This is a genomic window from Bacillus cereus group sp. BfR-BA-01441, assembly GCF_022663075.1.
GTDB classification, from domain to species: domain Bacteria; phylum Bacillota; class Bacilli; order Bacillales; family Bacillaceae_G; genus Bacillus_A; species Bacillus_A cereus.
In genome coordinates this window covers 1-20,609 of record NZ_JAKUEU010000047.1, presented here as the reverse complement: position 1 = coordinate 20,609, position 20,609 = coordinate 1, and the positions used below count along the sequence as shown (strand labels likewise).

Sequence of the window (20,609 nt, the reverse complement as noted above, 5' to 3'; positions counted from 1 at the left end):
CTATCGAACTCAGTGTGCTTTTCGTCTGAAAAAATTATTGTTTTCTTCTACCTAATACGAATAATACTCCGCCAACTAAGAATGAAATTCCCGCACCAACTGACATCATCCATGGATGTGCTGCCCCTGTTTTCGGTAATTCTTTTTCTACTTTTACTTGCGAGTCTTTATTTAACTTTTCCAGTCTTACTTCCGGTTTCTTCAGATCTTTCGGGTCTTCCGGTTTCACTTCTGGCTCCTTCGGTTCTTTCGGATCCTCTGGTTTCACTTCTGGCTCCTTCGGCTCTTTCGGATCTTCCGGTTTCACTTCTGGCTCCTTCGGCTCTTTCGGGTCTTCCGGTTTCACTTCTGGTTCTTTCGGATCTTCCGGTATCTTAAAATCTTCTTTTGTTTTCGGTAAAATTGTAACTGTAGGCTCAAGTGGTGTATTTATTCTATCGTCCACTATCGCTCTATTTGTTATCCCTTTACTTGGTGCTGCTTTTACCTTCGCTTTAAAAATAATACTACGTTCTTTCGTATCTGTAATTTCTAGATACTTCGCTATTACTTGTCCAAACTCCATTTTTAACTCTACTGGATTTGGTTCAGCCCCTTCAAATCGAATACTATCTTGCACGTACTCTAAACCGGCTGGAATTTCATCTTCTATCTTTACCTCAGCTAATTTTCCGTTTTCTACCGTATTTTCAAAGCTAATTCGGTATTCGATTTCTTCTCCTAGCTTCGGTTCTTTATTACTTACTGTCTTCGTTGCTTTTACCTTACCATCTTTATATTCTGGCTTTATTGTCGCTGTCGGTTCCATAACTGGATGATTTGGATCATCTACGTGAATAATCGCTTTATTTGTTATTTCCTCTCCAGCTTTTACTGATTCTTTTACCTTTACTTTAAAGATGATACTTCTTTCTTTCGTATCCGTAATTTCTGGATACTTTACTGTTACTTTTCCATTCTCAACTTTAAGTTCTGTTGGTACAGGCTTATCACCTACAGCCTTCAGACTATCTTTCACATACTCTAAACCAGACGGAATTTCATCTTCAATCTTTACATCAACTAACTTCCCGCCATCTACTATGCCGTTAAAAGTAATTCGATATTCGATTTCTTCCCCTAGCTTTGGTTCATGATTACTTACTTCTTTCCTTGCCTCTAGTTTCCCATCTTTATATTGCGGTGTAATTGGTACAAGTGACTCAACCGGTGGATTTGTCGGATTATTATCATCCACAACCGCCTTGTTTATAATTTCTTTTCCTACTTGTACCGTTTCTTGTACTTTCGCTTTAAAGATGATACTTCTTTTTTTCGTATCCGTAATTTCTGGATACTTTGCTGTTACTTTTCCATTCTCAACTTTAAGTTCTACTGGAATTGGTTCCGGCCCATCAGACTTTATACTATCTTGTACGTATTCTAAACCGGCTGGAATTTCATCTTCTACCTTTACCTCAGTTAGTTTTCCGTTCTCTACCGTATTTTCAAAGCTAATTCGATATTCTACTTCTTCTCCTAACTTCGGTTCATGATTACTTACTGTTTTTTCTGCTTGTAATGCACCATCTTTATATTGAGGCTGTATAGCGACATTCGGTTTCTCTGGTGGGTTTATTGTATCTTCCACAACCGCCGTATTCACAATCGCTTCGCCAATTTTAGCTTTATCTTTCACTTTTACTTTAAAGACGATGCTTCTTTCTTTCATGTCCGTAATTTCTGGATATTCTGCGAGTACTGTGCCGTTTTTCACTTTCACATACAACGGTTTCGGATTCTCTCCCTCGGCTCTTTCACTACCTTCTACAAACTCTAAGCCAGTTGGTAATTCATCCTTAATCTTCACCTTCGCTACTTTTCCATACTCTACTACGTTACGGAAAGTAATTCGATACTCTACTTCTTCTCCTAATTTTGGAGCCGGATTATTTACTGTTTTCTCAGCTTTTAGTTTTCCGTCCTTATACTCCGGCGTAATAATCGCTTCTGGTTTTTGCGGCGGATTCTTCGGATTATCATCATCCACAATTGCCGTATTCACGATTTTCTTACCGACTTTTACTGCTTCCGTTACTTTTACCTTAAAGCGAATACTACGCTCAGCTGTATCAGTAATATTTTCATACTTCGCACTAACCTTACCAGCTTCTTCTTTTAACTCTACTGGCGCTGGCTCATTACCTTCTGATTTTAAACTATCCTTCACATACTCTAAGCCAGTTGGTAATTGATCCTCAATTTTCACTTCTGCTAGTTTTCCGTTTTCTACCGTATTTTTAAAACTAATTCGGTACTCTACTTCTTCTCCTAGCTTTGGATCTTTTTTGCTTACCTTTTTATCAGCTTTAAATTTACCAGCTTTATGCTGCGGTGTAATATCTACTTCCGGTCGCTCTGGTGGATTTTTTGTATCATCAACAATTGCTTTATTTACAATTGCTTTGTCCACTTCAACAGAATCTTTCACCTTCACTTTAAAGATAATACTTCTTTCTTTCATGTCAGTGATATTTTCATACTTCGCACTAACCTTACCAGCTTCTTCTTTCAACTCTACTGGGGCTGGCTTATCACCTTCTGCTTTTAGACTATTTTTCACATACTCTAAACCAGACGGAATTTCATCCTCAATTTTCACTTCTGCCAACTGTCCATCTTTCACCGTATTATTAAATGAAATTCGGTATTCGATTTCCTCACCTAGCTTCGGTTTATGATTATTCACCTTTTTATGAGCAGCAATTTTACCGTCTTTATATTGCGGTGTAATTTTCGCTGTCGGTTCAGTTATAGGGTGGTTCGGATCATCAACGTGGATAATCGCTTTATTTGTAATGTCCTTACCTATTGTAACCGAATCTTTCACCTTCACTTTAAAGACGATACTTCTTTCTTTCGTATCCATAATCTCTGAATACTTTGCCATTACCTTACCATTTTCTACTTTCAACTCCACTGGTTTTGGCTCTTCACCTTCAGCCTTTTCGCTTCCTTCTACAAACTCTAATCCAGCTGGAATTTTATCTTCTATCTTTACCTCTACTAGTTTTCCATCTTTCACCGTATTATTAAAAATAATTCGATATTCGATTTCCTCACCTAACTTCGGTTCACGATTACTTACTTCTTTTCTTGCCTCAATTTTTCCATCTTTATATTGTGGTGTAATCGGTACATAAGGCTCTTCTGGTAGATTCTTTGTATCATCTACAATTGCCTCATTTACGATTTCTTCTCCCACTTTTGCGCTTTCTTTTACCTTCGCTTTAAAGACAATACTTCTTTCCTCTGTATCTGTAATAGCTGGATACTTTGCCATTACTTTATTATTTTTCACATGTAGCTCTACTGGTTTCGGTTTAGAACCTTCTGCTGTGATGCTGCCTTCTACATACTCTAAACCATTTGGTAAGGCATCCTTTATATTTACCTCTGCTATTTTCCCGTTTTCTATCGTATTTTTAAAACTAATTCGATATTCTACTTCTTCTCCTAGTTTCGGTTTATGATTATTTGCCACTTTCTGCGCAGCAATTTTACCATCTTTATATTGCGGAGTAATTTCCACATGAGGCTCTTCTGGCTTATTTTTTGTATCTACTACGATTGCTTTATTAACAATCTCCTTACCTATTTCTACCTCTTCTTTTACTTTCACTTTAAAGATAATACTTCTTTCTTTTGTATCGGTAATTTCTAGATACTTTGCCATTACCTTACCGTTTTCAAATTTCAATTCTACTGGACTAGGCTTAGATCCTTCTGCTTGTAAACTGTTCTCTACATACTCTAATCCAGCTGGAATTTCATCTTCTACTGTAACCTCTACTAGTTTTCCGTTTTCTACCGTGTTTTTAAAACTAATTCGGTATTCTACTTCTTCTCCTAATTTCGGTTTTTTATTGTTTACAAATTTCTCCGCTTTAAGCTTACCGTCTTTATATTCTGGCGTAATTGTTACTTCTGAAGTTGTTGGATCTTTTGTATCATCAACAACTACTTTATTGACAATGCCTTCACCAACCTTAAATTCTTCTTTTACTTTCGCTTTAAAGACGATACTTCTTTCTTCTAGATCCGTAATTTCTGGATATTTTGCGATTACTTTTCCATCTTTCACTTTCAGTTCTACCGGATTTGGCTTAGAACCTTCTGCTCGTAAACTATCTTTCACATACTCTAATCCATTTGGTAAATCGTCTTCTATTTTTAACTCTGCTAGCTTTCCGTTTTCTACCGTATTTTTAAAGCTAATTCGGTATTCCACTTCTTCTCCTAACTTCGGCGTTTCATTATTTACCGTCTTCTTCGCTTCCACTTTTCCGTCTTTATGCTGTGGAGTAATTTCTGCCGTCGGTGTTTCTGGCTCATTTTTCGTATCATCAATAATTGCTTTATTGACGATTTTTTTACCGACTTTCACTTCATCTTTTACTTTCACTTTAAAAGTGATACTTCTTTCTTCTGTATCCGTAATCTCTGGATACTTCGCCATTACCTTACCATTTTCCACTTTCAATTCTACTGGATCCGGCTTATCACCTTCTGCTTTCACACTGTTTTCTACGTACTCTAAACCTTCGGGTAAAGTATCTTCTATTTTCACCTCTGCTAGTTTTCCGTCTTCTACCGTGTTTTTAAAACTAATTCGGTATTCTACTTCTTCTCCTAACTTCGGCGTTTCATTATTTACCGTCTTCTTCGCTTTCACTTTTCCGTCTTTATGTTGCGGAATAATTTCTGCTGTCGGTGTTTCTGGCGGATGTTTCGTATCGCTCACAATCGCTTCATTAACAATTGAATCGCTCACTTTACCTTTTACTTTCACTTTAAAGGTAATACTTCTCTCTTTTGTATCTGTAATCTCAGGATACTTTGCCATTACCTTACCGTTTTCAAATTTCAATTCCACTGGATCTGGCTTAGAACCTTCTGCTTTTACACTATCTTTCACATACTCTAATCCATTTGGTAAATCATCTTCTATTTTTACCTCTGTTAGCTTTCCATGTTCTACCGTATTTTTAAAGCTGATTCGGTATTCCACTTCTTCTCCTAACTTCGGCGTTTCATTATTTACCATCTTTTTCGCTTCAATTTTTCCATCTTTATACTGAGGAATAATTTCCGCTGTCGGATTAACTGGCTTATTTTGCGAATCATCAATAGTTGCTTTATTAATGATTTTTTTACCGACTGTTACTCCTTCTTTTACTTTCACTTTAAAAACGATACTTCTTTCTTCTGTATCCATAATTTCTGGATATTTTGCCATTACCTTACCGTTTTCAAATTTCAGCTCTACTAAATCTGTTCCGGCACCTTCTGCTTTCAAACTATTTTCTACATACTCTAAACCTTCTGGTAGAGTATCCTCTATTATCACGTCTGTTAGCTTTCCGTACTTAACCGTATTTTTCATACTAATTCGGTATTCTACTTCTTCTCCTAACTTCGGTGTTTCATTATTTACGATTTTCTTCGCTTTAATTTTTCCATCTTTGTGTAATGGTGTGATTTTTGCTTCTGGTTCTTTCGGATGCTTCATATCATCAACAATTGCCTTATTAATGATTTCCTTACCTACTTCCGCTTCTTCCTTCACCTTTACCTTAAAGACAATACTTCTTTCTTTCATATCCGTAATATTTTCGTATTCAGCAATGACTTTTCCATCTTTCACACTTAACTTTAATGGAGCTGGTTTATCACCTTCAGCCTTTTCACTGCCTTTTACATACTCTAAACCGTTAGGAATTGTATCCTCTATCGTTACCTTTTCTAGTTTTCCGTTTTCTACCGTATTTTTAAAGCTAATTCGGTATTCTACTTCTTCTCCTAGTTTTGGTGATGGATTATCTACTGTCTTCTTCGAATCAATTATTCCATCCTTATATTGCGGAGTAATTCTTTCTTCCGGCTCAATCGGTGGATTTTTCGTATCATCAACAATTGCTTTATTGACAATCTCTTTATCTACTTTTGCTTCTTCCTTCACCTTTACTTTAAAGACGATACTTCTTTCTTTCATATCCATAATATCGATATACTTAGCTTTGACTATTCCATTTTCAACAGCTAATTCTACTGGTCCAGGTGCTTCTCCTTCGGCCTTGATACTATTTTCTACATATTCAAGACCTTTTGGAATTGTATCTTCCACTCGCACCTCTTCAAGTTTTCCGTTCTCAACCGTATTATGAAAACTAATGCGGTACTCGATTTCTTCGCCTAACTTTGGCTTCTTATTATTAACTACCTTTGTAGCAGCAATTTCACCTTTTTTACTTTGCGGTGTAATAACAACCTTTGATTCAACAGGCTCATTTTTCGGATCTTTTGCAATTGCTTTATTTACGATTGCCTCCCCTACTTTTGCCGAATCTTTTACTTTCACTTTAAAAACAATACTTCTTTTTTCTGTATCCGTAATTTCTGGATACTTTGCCATTACTTTGCCGTCTTCCACTTTTAGTTCTACTGGCTCTGGTTTTATACCTTCAGCTTTCAAACTATCTTTCACGTATTCAACACCTTTAGGTAGTGTATCTTCTACTAGCACCTTTTCTAGTTTTCCGTTTTCTACCGTATTATAAAATGTAATTCGGTATTCCACTTCTTCTCCTAGTTTTGGTGTTTGATTCGTTACGCTTTTTTCAACATCCACTTTACCGTATTTATAATCCGGCGTAATCTTTTCTTCTGGATACTCAGTTTGTCCATTCGGCTCACTCACAACCGCTTTATTAACAATCGTTTCTCCGGCTTTTGCCTCTTCTTTTACTTTCACTTTAAAGGCAATGCTTCGCTCTTTTGTATCCGTAATCTCTGGATATTTTGCGATTACCTTACCATTTTCTACTTTTAACTCTACTGGATTTGGTTCAGCACCTTCAGCTCTCTCACTGCCTTGAACAAATTCTAAGTTAGCTGGAATTTCATCTTCTATTGTAACTGCATCTAGTTTTCCGTTTTCCACCGTATTTTTGAAGCTAATTTGATATTCAACTTCTTCTCCTAGCTTCGGCTTTTTATTTGTTGCTTTTTTCTTTGCAGCAATTTTACCGGCCTTATGGTGTGGTGTAATCTTCTCTTCTAAATCCTTTGGTGGATTTGTTTTATCACTAACGGTTGCTTTATTAACAATTTCTTCACCAATTTTTGCAGTTTCTTTTACTTTTGTTTTAAAGACGATACTTCTTTCTTCCATATCCATAATTTCTGGATACTTTGCAATTACTTTTCCATTTTCAAACTTCAGCTCTACTGGCTCTGGTTTTGCACCTTCTGCTTTCAAACTATCTTTCACGTATTCAAGATTGCTTGGTAATTCATCTTCAATGGTCAATACATCTAGACGTCCATCTTTTGTCTTATTTTTAAATGTAATACGATACTCTACCTCGTCACCTAGCTTCGGTGTTTTATTAGATGCTATTTTTTTAGCTTCTATTTCTCCAGGGATCTCTTTTGGAGTCGTAACCGTAATATCTGCATCATCTGCAGTTTCATAATTTACCTCGCTACTATCTTGTCCCTTTAAAACAACGATATTTTTTACTGTTGTATCTGATTGTACAGAAGCTTTCACTTTTACTTTGAATGTAATAATAGCACTTTCACCAGGCTTTAAAACACCGCCGTCTTTAGCATTTGCACCTTCACCAATACGGAAATCAATTTGATTATTTACAAACTCTGCTTCATCATCGCTTGCATTATCTGTTTTATTTCCTTTATTACTTCCAGACACATATTGAATAGATCCCGGAACATACTCTAAACGATCATCTAATTTATCAAAACCTTTTACATTAGATACAGGGGCTTGGTTATTTTTCGTATCATTTTTCACTTCAATTTGATACGTAAACTCTTCACCAGCTTTAACGTCCTTAATTTCTTTCCCAGCACTATCTAACGCCTTTTTATCAACTTGTAAGTTTGGCGCATTATGTTCTGTAACAAATGTAGCGTTATTTAATACGTAAATATCACCAGTAGCACCATTTGCTTTAAATTGCATTTTACCTTCTTTTAAATCATTTTTTACTTTAGCAGGTCCTTCAAGATGATACGTATGAATATCAGTACTAAATGAATTTGTCCAATCCGGATTATATCCTGGATATTTTTTCGTAACAAACTCGTTAGTACCATCCACTTGCACTTCTGTCATAGATGAATCATTAACATCATTTTTTTTACCGTTAATGTTTTCTAAATCTTTATAACCGAATCCAAAATCATACTGCCCAAAATCATAGGCATATATATCATTTTCAGCAGGATCTCCTTGTGACGAGAAATAACTAAATTTCGCCTTAAAAACCCCTTCTTTTGGCGTATTTATTTTATTAATACCAATAGTTGTCCAGGCTGCACTTTTTTGAGCAACTAACCCTTCCCAAATCTTCATATCTTTTACGGTTTCTTTATGGTTTTCATACACTAATATAAGATTCCAGTTGCCCCAGTAGTAACCACTGCCTTTTTCAAATTTAATTTGTGGCACATTCGCAACTGTCACCGTTTGAGAAATACCTTGCTTTGCAATTACATTTGTTACGTCAGCATATGCAACATAACCGGCACCAGCACCCGAGTAATTTGAAATATACGGTAAATAATCCGCTTTTCGTATACTATCAGCACTTACTTCAACGTATCCTTTATTCCCCATTTTCATTTTAACGGGCTCTCTTACCTCTGCATCGCTAACTCTATACTCTTTAGATGGATAAGTTGGCGTTCCCATAGCTGCTGTCCAAAATAAATACGCCTTTTTCACTTTACTTCCAGCAGGAATGTTAGGAAAAGCTCCTGTTGACGAATTAAAAGTACTATCATCGTTATCAACGTCCACAGTCATTTTATTCGTCTTATACCCCAGACTTTGTCTGCCATAATGATCGGTCGTCAAACCAAGTGTTACATTACCAGTCTGTACTAAATTACCAGCAGTAATTGTAGAATACAGTGGATCTCCAAATCCTTGCTTATCCCCTGTTTGCATTTGAACCTTCGAAGCATTCTCTGATGCAGCTTGTACTTTTGCATCGCTCTGATTTTCCGCTTCTTTTTCTAGTTTCTCAGCTTCGGTTACTGGTTGTTTTGGTGGTTCTGTTTTTGATGTAGGGTTATTTTTATCTTCTACAGATACTTTTAGCTTTTCATCAACTTTTTTAATTGTATTATTAGCTGATGGGCCAACTTCTTTCTTACTACTGTCAGCCTCCTCATCGGCATTAGCTGCTACCTTTTCTTCAGAAGGGATTCCCTCAACATCTACAGACATGTTCCCTATTTGTAGTTGATCCTTTTGCACACTAATTTTTTGCTTATACTCATTATTAAAATGTTGTGCACGACGAGCTTTTATTAACACAGTCATTTTTTCATGTGATTTTAAATCTTTAATTTTAAGATTAGAAGAAAGAACCTTTCCTCCCTTATCTTTTTCCTCTACATAGAAATCCGCTACCTTATTTTCAGGTAACTTCTCTCCGTTTACTTTCACAGATTGCGAAGGGAACGTAATTTCATTTTCATTATTTTGTTTAAGCACCAATTCTTGAATTGGTGTAGCTCCCGTATTTTCAATCGTATATTGAAATACGTGCTCCCTCTCTGCTACTTCTCCCTTATATATTTCAGCATTTACTTGCTCTGCCTTAATTTTCACATCATTTCCTTGTAGCTCATCCCAGCTTTTTTTATTTATCTCTGTAGCAAAAGCACTGGGTGAAGGCAATATGATGGATAGGAGAAGTGTGATCATCGTTACGACATTAAAACACTTCAATACTTGCTTCATATTTTCTACCTTTCTCCTTTCTATATACTTGCTATCCGTCTACTTAATTTCGTAGCCGTATACATAGCAATATATATCCACTCGCAACAATCCGACCTACGAAAATGTATCGTTGAAATCCCAATGTCAACAATATAAATCTCATAGAATATTACTATTTTAATTTATCAAAAATAGCATATATATATCGGACACTTATACAAACCTTCACCATTTTTTAACATAGTAAAAAATGCCCTATTGTATAGGTTTATATAACAGTTTAAGGATACATAAAAAGCTTAACATATCTCTTAATCTATTCATACATACAATAGAAATTTTACCATTTTTAGTCATTTCAGTTTGTTATTTATGATTAAAATTTTCAAAAAACAATAACCGTTACATGTAAAAATATGTTATATTATCAAGGAACGTATGTTCTTATTTTAAAGGAGGAATTTGTAATGATAAACGAACCCATTATCGTAAAAAAAGAAGTTTTCCAAGCAATCGGCGTTTCGATTACGACGACTAACGAAATAGAGGCATCTACTGAAGGGAAAATTCCCGAGCTCTGGAACCGATACTTTCAAGAACAAATGATGCATCACATCCCAAATCAAAAAACGAAAGAAACATTCGCATTCTACTCCAACTATGAATCAGATGAAACTGGTACATATACATTTACAATCGGTACGACCGTTTCTTCATTAGAAGACGCTCCTGAAAATATGACAACTTTAACAATACCTGCTGCTACATATGCGGTATTTACAACGAGAAAGGGACCAGTTGCTGAAGTCGTTTGCGAAGCTTGGGAATATATTTGGCAATGGTCGAAAGAAAATAAACGTGCCTTCACAACAGACTTCGAGCTTTACGACGAAAGAGCATTAGACCCAAATCATGCACAATTGGGTATTTATATTGCGTTAGCCTAAAAAAAGATGCCCATTCGGCATCTTTTTTTGTCGTTAAATAGCTACTGGGCAAATTCATTATTATTGTCTACAATGAGAAAGTGCAGTATAGAAATATTAGAAACTGTATAAAGTGAAACTATAATTAGTGGGGGCATCTCCCATTAAGTATTAGCCCTCACCAATCGGACGTTTACTGGTTTTTTAGTTTAAATTTGTCACATAGAAAGGAAGCAATATGGAGGAACTACAACAAAATAAAACTGCTTTAGAAGGAAGCGGAAAACCGTTATTAAAAAATACAAATTTCCTTTTTCTTTGGGCAGCTACTCTTTTTTCAAGCTTTGCTTTAGCCTTTTTTACTTTTTCACAAACGTGGTACATAGCAAAAACATTAAACCTTGAAGCTTCACTCGGTGTTGTTTTCGTAGCCCTTAGTGTTCCAAGGCTTATTTTTATGATTGTCGGCGGCGCTGTAGCTGATAAATTCCCGAAAAAAAATATTATGTTTTACTCCAATATCATTCGAGCGATTCTTGTCGCAACCATTCTCACATGGTTTATCGTTGGTGATGTAACGCTATATACATTTGCTTTATTCGCTTTATTCTTTGGACTTGCTGATGCTTTCTTCTGGTCAGCAGATGGATCTATCTTACCGGAATTGGTAGAAAAAAGCCGGTTAACACAAGCGAATTCACTTACACAAATGACGAACCAAGCATCGGTCATCTTAGGCCCTGTACTTGGCGGAATTCTCATTAAATTTACGAACTATGAGACAATCTTTTCCATTACGATTTTATTACTGATTGTCGCGGCCATACTCGTTCAAAAAATACAATTTACGATGCCAGAACAAAAAGATACAGATAAAGGTATGTTCACTTCCATTAAAGAAGGAATCTTATATGTAAAGGAATCGCCATTCCTTTCAACTTTCCTTATTTGTAGCGCCTTTTTAAACTTATTTTTAATCGGCCCGATGCAAGTTGGTTTCCCGCTTTTTGTTAAAAACGTGCTGCATGGTGATTCGCTCCAGTTTAGTTACTTAGAAGCATCTGTAGGCGGCGGAATGGCAATCGGTGCTGTCATTGTCGGTTTAAAAAATATTAATCGTAGACGCGGTCTATTTTGTATTATCATGATGCTACTGTCTGGTGTATTCTTCTTATCCATCAACTTTAGCACCGTACTTTGGCAAGCATTATTAGCCGGCATGTTTTATGGTATTACAATCGCAATGGCTATCGTTCCGCTTATGGCGATGATTCAATCGACAGTAAAAGAGGAAATGATGGGACGCGTAATGAGCTTACTTATGCTATCATCAATGGGCTTTATCCCGCTCTCTTATGCATTCACATCAATCGCACTTGCAATGGGAATTCCAATCGTAACCGTTATGAAAAGCGGTGCAATTGCTGTTATCGTCTTCGTACTATTTGTAGCGATTCGTGTTCCAGTTGTAAGAAAGTTCGACTAGCTACTTGGAGTCATGTATTATACGCATGGCTCCTTTTTAAATGGATCAAATAACGCTATCCCCTTACTTCTTCTCACAGCTGCTCCCCATTCTAATCCAACCTCTAAAAATAAATCTCGCACTGTACTATATAAAAGTGCCTTCACATTTTTACGGATTTCCCCATATTTATAAGCTCTCACAACACTCTTCACTCGCCAAATGAAATTTCCATACACTTCTTCATCAGCTAATATTTGCTCTAGTAAAACACCTTGCTCTAGTAACCCGCTCTTTTTATACGCAAGCTCGACCTTACTCCAAAATATATTAATTTTCTTCGGATTACTCGTCATCGGTACCAGTTCGTATATAAAAGGCTTCGGTATATCATGACGGCAATACGTCTCATCAAGCTCGTACGTTATTTTTCTTTTCTCTTTTATTTGTGGAATGTTTTTAGAAAGAATTGTTTCTCCCTCGGATTTTGGCTCCTTTCCGTTACAGCCAGCTGTATAATCCTCACTTTCACATGCGGACATTTTCATACGGTCATCCATGCGGTCAATTGCAGATATAAGAAAAATATATAAGTTCGCACTATACCCACCGCGCTTATGTCTTTCTTTTGTTGCAACACGCTTTATAATTCCTAGTTCCTCTAACTTTGCAATTGAACGGCGTACTGTACGAATACTCTTTCCAACATTCTTCGCAATCGTCTCCATTAACGGACAGGCGACTCCTACTGTTTTTTGTTTCTCATTCACCGCATACTTTCCTAAAAAATGAATAATGGTAGCATCCGTTTTATTTAATTGAAATCGATAATGTTTCAAAACTTGTTTTTGATATGTATTAAACTCTTCTTTACTTCGAAATTCACTGTATGGTTTCATTAAATTATATAAGCTTCCCATTTATATCACCTCATTTATAAGTAAGAGGCAGGAAGAGAATTTGGCGTGGAATTTAATATTTTTTTAATGGAGATGAAAATATGATCGTAATTAGCGCTTGTTTAGGTGGTATAGCTTGTCGATATGACGGAAATGACAATCTCGTTTCAAAAATAGAGGAGCTACTACAAAAAGAAGATACAGTCCTCATTTGTCCTGAAGTATTAGGAGGACTGCCAACACCTCGTCCTTCTGCTGAAATTATTGGCGGGAATGGCGACGACGTTTTGGACGGAAAAGCGAAAGTGATGACAAAAGATGGTGAAGATGTTACAGAAGCTTTCGTGAGCGGTGCTTATAAAGCGCTAGAGCAAATTAAAAATTTACACCCAGAATATATTATTTTGAAAGAACGTAGTCCATCTTGTGGTAGTTCTACAATTTACACTGGAGAATTTAACGGGAATAAACAAACTGGTTACGGGGTAACAACTGCTTTATTCAAAAGACATGGATTTACAGTCATTTCAGAAGAAGATTTTGAGAATATAAAAAGGAATTGACCCTGTTCGTCAATTCCTTTTTTCTTTCTTATTTTGCACCTAATTTTTCTTTCACTTTCGCTGGAAGCTCGTCTTTCTTTACTTCTTCCCAAGCCGAAACACCTTTTTTATCTGAGTGGTATACGCGTAGGAATGCATCTTTACGTAAGTTTTTTTGAGCTGTGAATTCTAATTCTTTCTCTTTACCGTCTTTATCAAAGCCAGTTAGCTTATACTCATAATCTTTATATTTTTGACCATTATCAGCTTTACTATGAACTTCTTTTCCATCTACTGTAATTTGAACGTAGTACTCATCTTTACCCATACGGTTTAAATCACAACCAACTAACAAACTTGCAAATACAACTAAAATACTAAATAGTGCAATGTATCTTTTCATTTCCTTCACCTCATATTTTTTTTCTTATATTCTTATCTTAAAGCCCAGAGCTTAAAGAAGAAATTCAAAAACATGACATGAACATTACACTTTTGTAAGATAATAATTATTTCTTCACTTTAGAAATCGTCATTCCATCACCAATTGGAACGAGTACAGATTCTAAATGCGGGTCGTTTGCTATCATTTCATTAAACTTCTTCATAACTTCTGTATAACGTTTTTGTTTCACACTCTCATCAGCTACACTACCGCCAATAACGTCTTTCACGCCAATTTCACCACTTATCATGTAATTTCCTTATACCGTTTATTACGCCTTCTATTATGCATTCCATTATAATATTTATCACAAGGTATCTTATACATCTAAAAATAGAACCTATAACATACTTCAATACAAATTCAAAAACATCTTCCAGCATATATCCCCCTCTTTCTATCCTTCCATTATAACTAGAAAAAGAGAACTTAAAGCTCAAATAAATGATAAAGAAATTAGAAGTCAATAGATGAAAAAGGATTTCTAAATGATGAATTGAATATATATTTATTGTTCTCTAACTTTTGAACGAAAGTTTTTTACATATGTTTCATTCTGTCCTAATTTAAAGTTTTCGAGAGGAGAAATGATATGAACTCTATTTTATTAGATGTTCCGTTACAAATAGAAACAGACAGACTCATTCTTCGAGCACCACTTCAAGCTGGTGAAGGGGATATAGTACAACAAGCTATTAAAGATTCCATTAATGAATTAAAGCAATGGTTGTCTTTATTTCAGTCCATTCCTACTGTTGAAGAAACGGAAATTCTTCTGAGAAATGCACATATAGATTTTTTGAAAAGAGAAACCTTTCGCTATCTTATCTATCATAAAGAGACGAATGATTTTGTTGGAACAGCTAGCCTTCATCGAATTGATTGGAAGGTTTCTAAATGTGAAATTGGATACTGGATTAACACGCAATTTAGTGGCAGTGGATATATGACAGAAACAGTAAGTGCGTTAACAAACCTTGGATTTCAGTTATTCAAATTTAGAAGGATTGAAATACGATGTGAATGTAATAACACGAAAAGTCGTGCACTCCCTGAAAAACTAGGCTTTGAACTTGAAGGGATATTACGTAATGAAGATTTTTCAGCTGACGGCAAACAACTAACTGATACTTGCATCTATGCAAAAATAAAGTGAAATATTGATTAGCCTTGGTAATCGGGCTTTTACGGCAAAAGAAAAGACCTCCTTAACGATTTTATTCCATCGCTAAAAAGGCCTTTTCTATTTCGGCTAAAACCTTAGCACTCTTCTGGCGTACCAGCATTCGTCGCTGTACGGAAAGATGATCCACATCCGCATGATGCGATTGCGTTTGGATTGTCGATTGTGAATCCGCCACCAAGCATAGATTGTTTATAATCAATTTTTACTCCTTTAACAATTGGAGCACTTTCTGTATCGATAACAAATTCAACACCGAAAAACTCAAGAACTGTGTCGTCTTCTTTTGGTTCTACTTCAAATCCTAAGCCGTAAGAAAGGCCAGTACATCCGCCGCCATGTACAGCAAGGCGCACGTACTTCTCTCCATCTTCAGCATCTTTTAACATATCTTTAATTTGAAAAGCTGCTTGTTCTGTTACTTCAATCATGAAATACACCATCCTTTCTGTTCTCATTCTATTATACATCTTTACGCTTCTATCTTGTACTCATACACTCCGCGGCAAATTACTTCCGCAGGTCCTTTCATTAACACGTTTCCTTCTTCTGTCCACGCAATCATTAAATCGCCGCCAGCTAAATGGACTGTAATTTCTTTACCACGTTCCATCTTCCCATTCAAAATAGCAGCTACAACGGCAGCGCATGCCCCTGTTCCGCAAGCTTGCGTTACACCTGAACCACGTTCCCAAACGCGGAAATTCATTTCTTCATCGTTTAAAATCTCGATAAATTCAACATTCACTCGCTCTGGGAACATTTCATGTGTCTCAAGAACTGGACCAAGTGTTGTAAGGGGTGCCTTCTCTACATCCTCAACAAAAATAACCGCGTGCGGGTTCCCCATTGAAACAGCCGTAAATGCATAACGATGATTATTATATAAGAAGTTTTCACGAATAAATGGTGTTTCACCTTCACCGAGCATCGGTATTTCTGCACGTGTTAGACGCGGTGCTCCCATATCGATTTTCGCTAATGTCACGAAACCATCTTCTACTGTTACTTCAGCCGTTACAATGCCAGCTAACGTTTCAATTGTGAAAACTGTTTCCTCTACTAGTTTATGCTCATACGCATATTTCGCTACGCAGCGCAAACCATTACCACAGCTCTTTCCTTCTGATCCATCATTATTAAACATACGCATTTTCACCGGAGCTACATCAGACGGACAAATTAAAATCATTCCGTCTGCTCCAATACCAGTATTAATATTTGAAACCTTTTCCGCCACAAGAGCTAAATCTTCTTCAGGAATTTGCTCTTCAAACATATTTACATATATATAACTATTGCCAAGACCATGCATTTTTGTAAAAGAAAATTGGCTCATTTTTATTCACTCCAAAAATAATTTGTTATGTTAAGTATAGAATGCATGCTTTTAGAACACAATATGAATGTCCCCCGTTTCTCATATTTGACAACGTTTGGCGATGAGCCACTCTTACACACATTGTGTAAGAAAAAAGCCCTTCTAAAAAGGGCCTTTTTTTATTTATCTATAGTATTAAACTACCCTCCAAAATAACGTTTTATCTAAAATAAAATGAAAAAGGCGTTGCTCATTCGCAACACCTTAAAACATTGGATTTTCATCCAAATACTCATATACATTATTAACAAGCTCTTCTACTGTTGCACCTTGTACAACTTCACCATTTACAAGTGCAAACGGTCCTTCAAAACAAATACCACAATATCCTAAACAACCATACTCCATTACATCTAAATTTGGATCTTTTTCTAACTTTTCTAGAGCTGCTTGTGAACCACTTGCAAGGTTACCTACACAAAATTCAATTAATGGTTTAATCAAAATTCTCCCCCCTGTACTACAAAACAAATTACCTTCTGACTTCATCTATAAGAAGAAAACTAAGCTGTCTCTTGTTGTTTTCGTTATACATCCTAAACTATTTAGTTACTTCACTATTTCACTTCAAAGTAGATGATTTTATTTTATATAACATGCTACTTGCAATGAAATAGTAACTAAAAAGGCAAAACAGTTTACTTTACTTTTCTTCTTATTGTACAACAGAGTATTCATTCATGCATTGTTATTTGTTCACAAATTCGATATAATTTGATTGAGTAAAGTCAAAATATTTTATTAATATAAAATTTTATGATTAGGGGATATTTCAACAGAAAAGGGGTAATCCATCATGAAACACCTCGTAATACTAGGTGGCGGCTACGGTGGAATGAGAATTCTACAAAGGCTACTTCCAAGCAACCAACTTCCAGATGATGTACAAGTGACATTAATCGACAAAGTACCATATCATTGCTTCAAAACTGAATATTATGCATTAGTTGCGGGTACTATTTCAGAAACGCATATTCGTATACCGTTTCCTGAACACCCACGCCTCAATATTCAATACGGCACAATAACAAATATTGATCTCGAAGAAAAAGCGGTTCATCTCGATGGCGGCGAAGCAATCCAATATGATGATTTAATTATCGGACTTGGCTGTGAAGATAAATATCATAACGTTCCTGGGGCGAAGGAATATACACATAGTCTACAATCAATTGAACAAACACGTAAAACATATGAACAATTAAATAGTCTAGAACCAAATGCAACAGTAGCTGTCGTTGGTGCTGGCTTAAGTGGTGTGGAAGTTGCAAGTGAACTTCGCGAAAGCCGTTCTGATTTAAAAATCTATTTATTTGATCGAAAAGATAGAATTTTATTCCCGTATCCAGAGAAATTAAGTAGATACGTAGAAGAATGGTTCGTAAAACATAAAGTTAATATTATAAGAAACTCTAACATTACAAAAGTGGAACCAAATATTGTGTATAATCACGATGAACCACTTGAATGTGATGCAATTGTCTGGACAGCTGGTATTCAAGCAAATGAAGTTGTTCGAAACCTTCCAGTTGAACAAGATGGTAGCGGACGGGTTGTCTTAACAAAATATCACAATATTCCAAACAACGAGCACGTTTACGTTGTAGGAGATTGCGCAGCACTTCCACATGCACCATCTGCCCAACTTGCTGAAGGTCAAGGAGAACAAATTGTCCAAATATTATTAAAACGTTGGAATAATGAACCACTCCCTGATGAACTACCTGTTATTAAATTAAAAGGTGTTCTAGGATCTCTTGGTAAGAAGCATGGATTCGGTTTACTCGCAAATCAACCGTTAATGGGACGTGTACCAAGATTATTAAAATCCGGCCTTCTTTGGATGTACAAATATCATAAAGGTTAATACTTTACAGGCTGTCTACTATGTAGGCAGCTTCTTTGCATCAGTTTTTAAAAATTATCAGACACATCTTTCTCAATATGTATAATGATTTATTTTTCATTTTTATATTAAAAACTATTGATAAACAGTGTATGCTATTTGTAAGTTGTTTTATTATTTCCTTGAAGACCGAATTCATTCGGTCTTATTTTTTATGTTATAAATACTTTTGTAGGAGGCATTACATTCCACTTATGAACTTATCGAAACTAAACAATCGAATAGAAGCGAAAAAGAAAGAGTTAATCTATCTCGTTGAACGATACGGATTCACTCATGATAAAGTGATTTCTTTCAGCCAAGAATTAGATCGTTTACTTAACTTATTAATAAAACTCAAGACGCAGAAAAAACGTTGTTCGTTATAACCATTTCCCCCTCTTTTTTGATACGATATAACTAGAATCAGAAAGGAGCGATTTATGTTTATATTAAAAGACGTTATATATAAAGATATACTACACATTCCTTATTTACAGATTCAAAAAGAAAAGATCACTTGCATTATCGGTGAAAGCGGAAGCGGAAAAAGCACATTGCTTCGCATGTTAAACGATTTACAATCTCCAACATCCGGCACAATTGAATATAACGGAAAGTTAATTTCTGATTATCCGCCTATTCAATTACGTCGTGACGTAGTTATGCTTGGGCAAACTCCACCTCTTTTTGATGGAACCGTTAAAGAAAATCTATTAATGGGACTTCGTCTTTCTGAAAAACCATTTCCAAATGATGATGCCCTGCGGAGCGCACTACAAACCGTTAGCTTAGACAAGCAATTAGAAGATAGCGCCTCCTCATTATCCGGCGGTGAAAAACAAAGACTTGCCTTTGCACGTATCGTACTTATGGATCCGCCTGTCTATTTATTAGATGAACCAACTTCAGCATTAGACAGTGATACAGAACGCCGCGTTATGAAACAATTTACTGAACTAGCACGAAAAAAGAAAAAAACAATTATCTTCATCACACACTCACAACAACTTCCAGAAGAAATTGCAGACGACATTATTGAGATTAGTAAAGCAAACGGTGCAACTAGAAAGGAAGTGCTCTCTGTTGAAGGGCGTTATTGAACTCCAAATTTGGCAACTTGCAGCTGCCTATATTTTTATTCTTATTTTAATTGGACTTGTAAAATTAAAAGGAATACCTCGCGAAAAACAAATCGCGCTCGCAACATTCCGTATGACCATTCAGCTCGTACTTGTTGCATATGTCCTTACATACGTATTTGAAAACAGTAATCCATTTTATACAATTGCTCTCATTACTTCTATTACTACCTTTGCAATTTTTAATATTTATAAACGAGTTAACATCCCAATGTCTAAAGAATTAAAACGAGTAGCCGCCCTTTCCATGGTCGCTGGATCAATTGGGCCACTTCTACTATTTATCTTTGTTATTATCGGACATGATCCGTGGTATGCTCCGCAATATATCGTCCCTATTACAGGAATGTTAGTTGGGAATGCCATGACTGGTGTTTCTCTCGGCGCAAATACGTTCTTAAACAATATGAAATCGCAAAGAGGTCAAATTGAAGGTGCACTTATGCTCGGCGCAACACCGAAAGAAGCAGCTGCTCCGCTCATTCGAGACGCTTTTGACTCTGCTATTTTACCAACAATTAATTCTATGGTCGGAATGGGAATTATAAGCTTACCAGGCATGATGACTGGTCAAATATTATCCGGTATATCACCATTCACAGCCATTCAATATCAAATCGCCATCATACTCGGTATTTCTGGAAGTACTGCCTTTGCTGTCATTATCTTTTTACAGCTTGGATATAAAACGTTCTTTAATAAGCGATGTCAATTGAAAGAAATTGACTATGGTGCACGGTGAATCGTGCGTAGTTCACGATGAATGAAATTATATTAACGATTTTTTCAATATATCTATCATAACTTGCAATATATCAACGATTTTTCAAATATATCTATCATAACTCAGAATATATCAACGATTTTGTACGAAATATCGATTTACCGACAAAAAGTGACATAATAAAAAGAGGAGGCTATTCGCCCCCTCTTTTTATT

15 protein-coding genes are annotated in these 20,609 nt (G+C 36.0%); 8 read left to right on the top strand and 7 right to left on the bottom strand.

Annotation, left to right across the window (positions count from 1 at the left end; all coding sequences use genetic code 11):
• Positions 1–34: 34 nt before the first annotated feature.
• Positions 35–9,820, bottom strand: coding sequence for an isopeptide-forming domain-containing fimbrial protein (locus MR107_RS18870; protein WP_242292600.1), 9,786 nt, complete (start codon positions 9,818–9,820; stop codon positions 35–37).
• Between the two features lie 449 nt (positions 9,821–10,269).
• Here MR107_RS18870 and MR107_RS18865 point away from each other — a divergent pair, with 449 nt between their 5' ends.
• Together MR107_RS18865 and MR107_RS18860 are read left to right on the top strand one after the other, a co-directional pair.
• Positions 10,270–10,749 (top strand): GyrI-like domain-containing protein, encoded by a 480-nt coding sequence (locus tag MR107_RS18865; RefSeq protein ID WP_226368324.1) that lies wholly within the window; start codon positions 10,270–10,272, stop codon positions 10,747–10,749.
• Between the two features lie 217 nt (positions 10,750–10,966).
• On the top strand, positions 10,967–12,214 hold the full coding sequence (locus MR107_RS18860) for an MFS transporter (protein ID WP_226368325.1): 1,248 nt from the start codon (positions 10,967–10,969) through the stop codon (positions 12,212–12,214).
• Positions 12,215–12,231: 17 nt separating this feature from the next.
• Here the strand turns inward: MR107_RS18860 and MR107_RS18855 are convergent, their stop codons facing one another.
• Positions 12,232–13,113: a helix-turn-helix domain-containing protein gene (locus tag MR107_RS18855; protein ID WP_226368326.1), complete on the bottom strand. Its 882-nt coding sequence runs from the start codon at positions 13,111–13,113 to the stop codon at positions 12,232–12,234.
• Between the two features lie 80 nt (positions 13,114–13,193).
• On the opposite strand from MR107_RS18855, the gene MR107_RS18850 reads away from it, so the two are divergent.
• A complete protein-coding gene (locus tag MR107_RS18850; protein WP_000635496.1) occupies positions 13,194–13,655 on the top strand; it encodes a 2-thiouracil desulfurase family protein in 462 nt (153 codons plus the stop codon).
• A gap of 28 nt (positions 13,656–13,683) precedes the next feature.
• On the opposite strand, the gene MR107_RS18845 is transcribed toward MR107_RS18850, so the two are convergent.
• Together MR107_RS18845 and MR107_RS18840 are read right to left on the bottom strand one after the other, a co-directional pair.
• On the bottom strand, positions 13,684–14,037 hold the full coding sequence (locus MR107_RS18845) for a YxeA family protein (protein WP_000833150.1): 354 nt from the start codon (positions 14,035–14,037) through the stop codon (positions 13,684–13,686).
• Between the two features lie 106 nt (positions 14,038–14,143).
• The gene (locus MR107_RS18840) at positions 14,144–14,329 is read right to left on the bottom strand and encodes an O-methyltransferase (protein WP_069356400.1); all 186 of its coding nucleotides are present in this window, start codon (positions 14,327–14,329) and stop codon (positions 14,144–14,146) included.
• A gap of 342 nt (positions 14,330–14,671) precedes the next feature.
• Between MR107_RS18840 and MR107_RS18835 the strand changes: the two genes are divergently transcribed.
• Entirely contained in the window at positions 14,672–15,235 is a 564-nt protein-coding gene (locus tag MR107_RS18835; protein ID WP_023523330.1) for a GNAT family N-acetyltransferase, read from the top strand.
• A 104-nt stretch (positions 15,236–15,339) separates the two neighbouring features.
• On the opposite strand, the gene MR107_RS18830 is transcribed toward MR107_RS18835, so the two are convergent.
• From MR107_RS18830 to MR107_RS18820, 3 genes are all read right to left on the bottom strand, one after another.
• Positions 15,340–15,693 (bottom strand): HesB/IscA family protein, encoded by a 354-nt coding sequence (locus MR107_RS18830; protein WP_053563443.1) that lies wholly within the window; start codon positions 15,691–15,693, stop codon positions 15,340–15,342.
• A gap of 41 nt (positions 15,694–15,734) precedes the next feature.
• Complete coding sequence (gene dapF, locus MR107_RS18825) at positions 15,735–16,601, bottom strand: diaminopimelate epimerase (protein ID WP_000077392.1); 867 nt, start codon at positions 16,599–16,601, stop codon at positions 15,735–15,737.
• Positions 16,602–16,847: 246 nt separating this feature from the next.
• Positions 16,848–17,087 (bottom strand): YuzB family protein, encoded by a 240-nt coding sequence (locus tag MR107_RS18820; protein WP_000595026.1) that lies wholly within the window; start codon positions 17,085–17,087, stop codon positions 16,848–16,850.
• Between the two features lie 352 nt (positions 17,088–17,439).
• Between MR107_RS18820 and MR107_RS18815 the strand changes: the two genes are divergently transcribed.
• The 4 genes from MR107_RS18815 (at position 17,440) to MR107_RS18800 (ending at position 20,412) form a co-directional block, all read left to right on the top strand.
• Positions 17,440–18,510 carry an NAD(P)/FAD-dependent oxidoreductase gene (locus MR107_RS18815; RefSeq protein WP_000682065.1) on the top strand — a complete coding sequence of 357 codons (1,071 nt, stop codon included), beginning with the start codon at positions 17,440–17,442 and terminating at the stop codon, positions 18,508–18,510.
• Positions 18,511–18,743: 233 nt separating this feature from the next.
• Positions 18,744–18,917 (top strand): aspartyl-phosphate phosphatase Spo0E family protein, encoded by a 174-nt coding sequence (locus tag MR107_RS18810; protein ID WP_001054090.1) that lies wholly within the window; start codon positions 18,744–18,746, stop codon positions 18,915–18,917.
• Between the two features lie 54 nt (positions 18,918–18,971).
• Positions 18,972–19,631, top strand: coding sequence for an ABC transporter ATP-binding protein (locus MR107_RS18805; protein ID WP_000470263.1), 660 nt, complete (start codon positions 18,972–18,974; stop codon positions 19,629–19,631).
• Complete coding sequence (locus tag MR107_RS18800) at positions 19,615–20,412, top strand: ABC transporter permease (RefSeq protein WP_000679249.1); 798 nt, start codon at positions 19,615–19,617, stop codon at positions 20,410–20,412. The genes MR107_RS18805 and MR107_RS18800 overlap by 17 nt, the downstream gene beginning before the upstream one ends.
• The last annotated feature ends 197 nt before the right edge of the window (positions 20,413–20,609 follow it).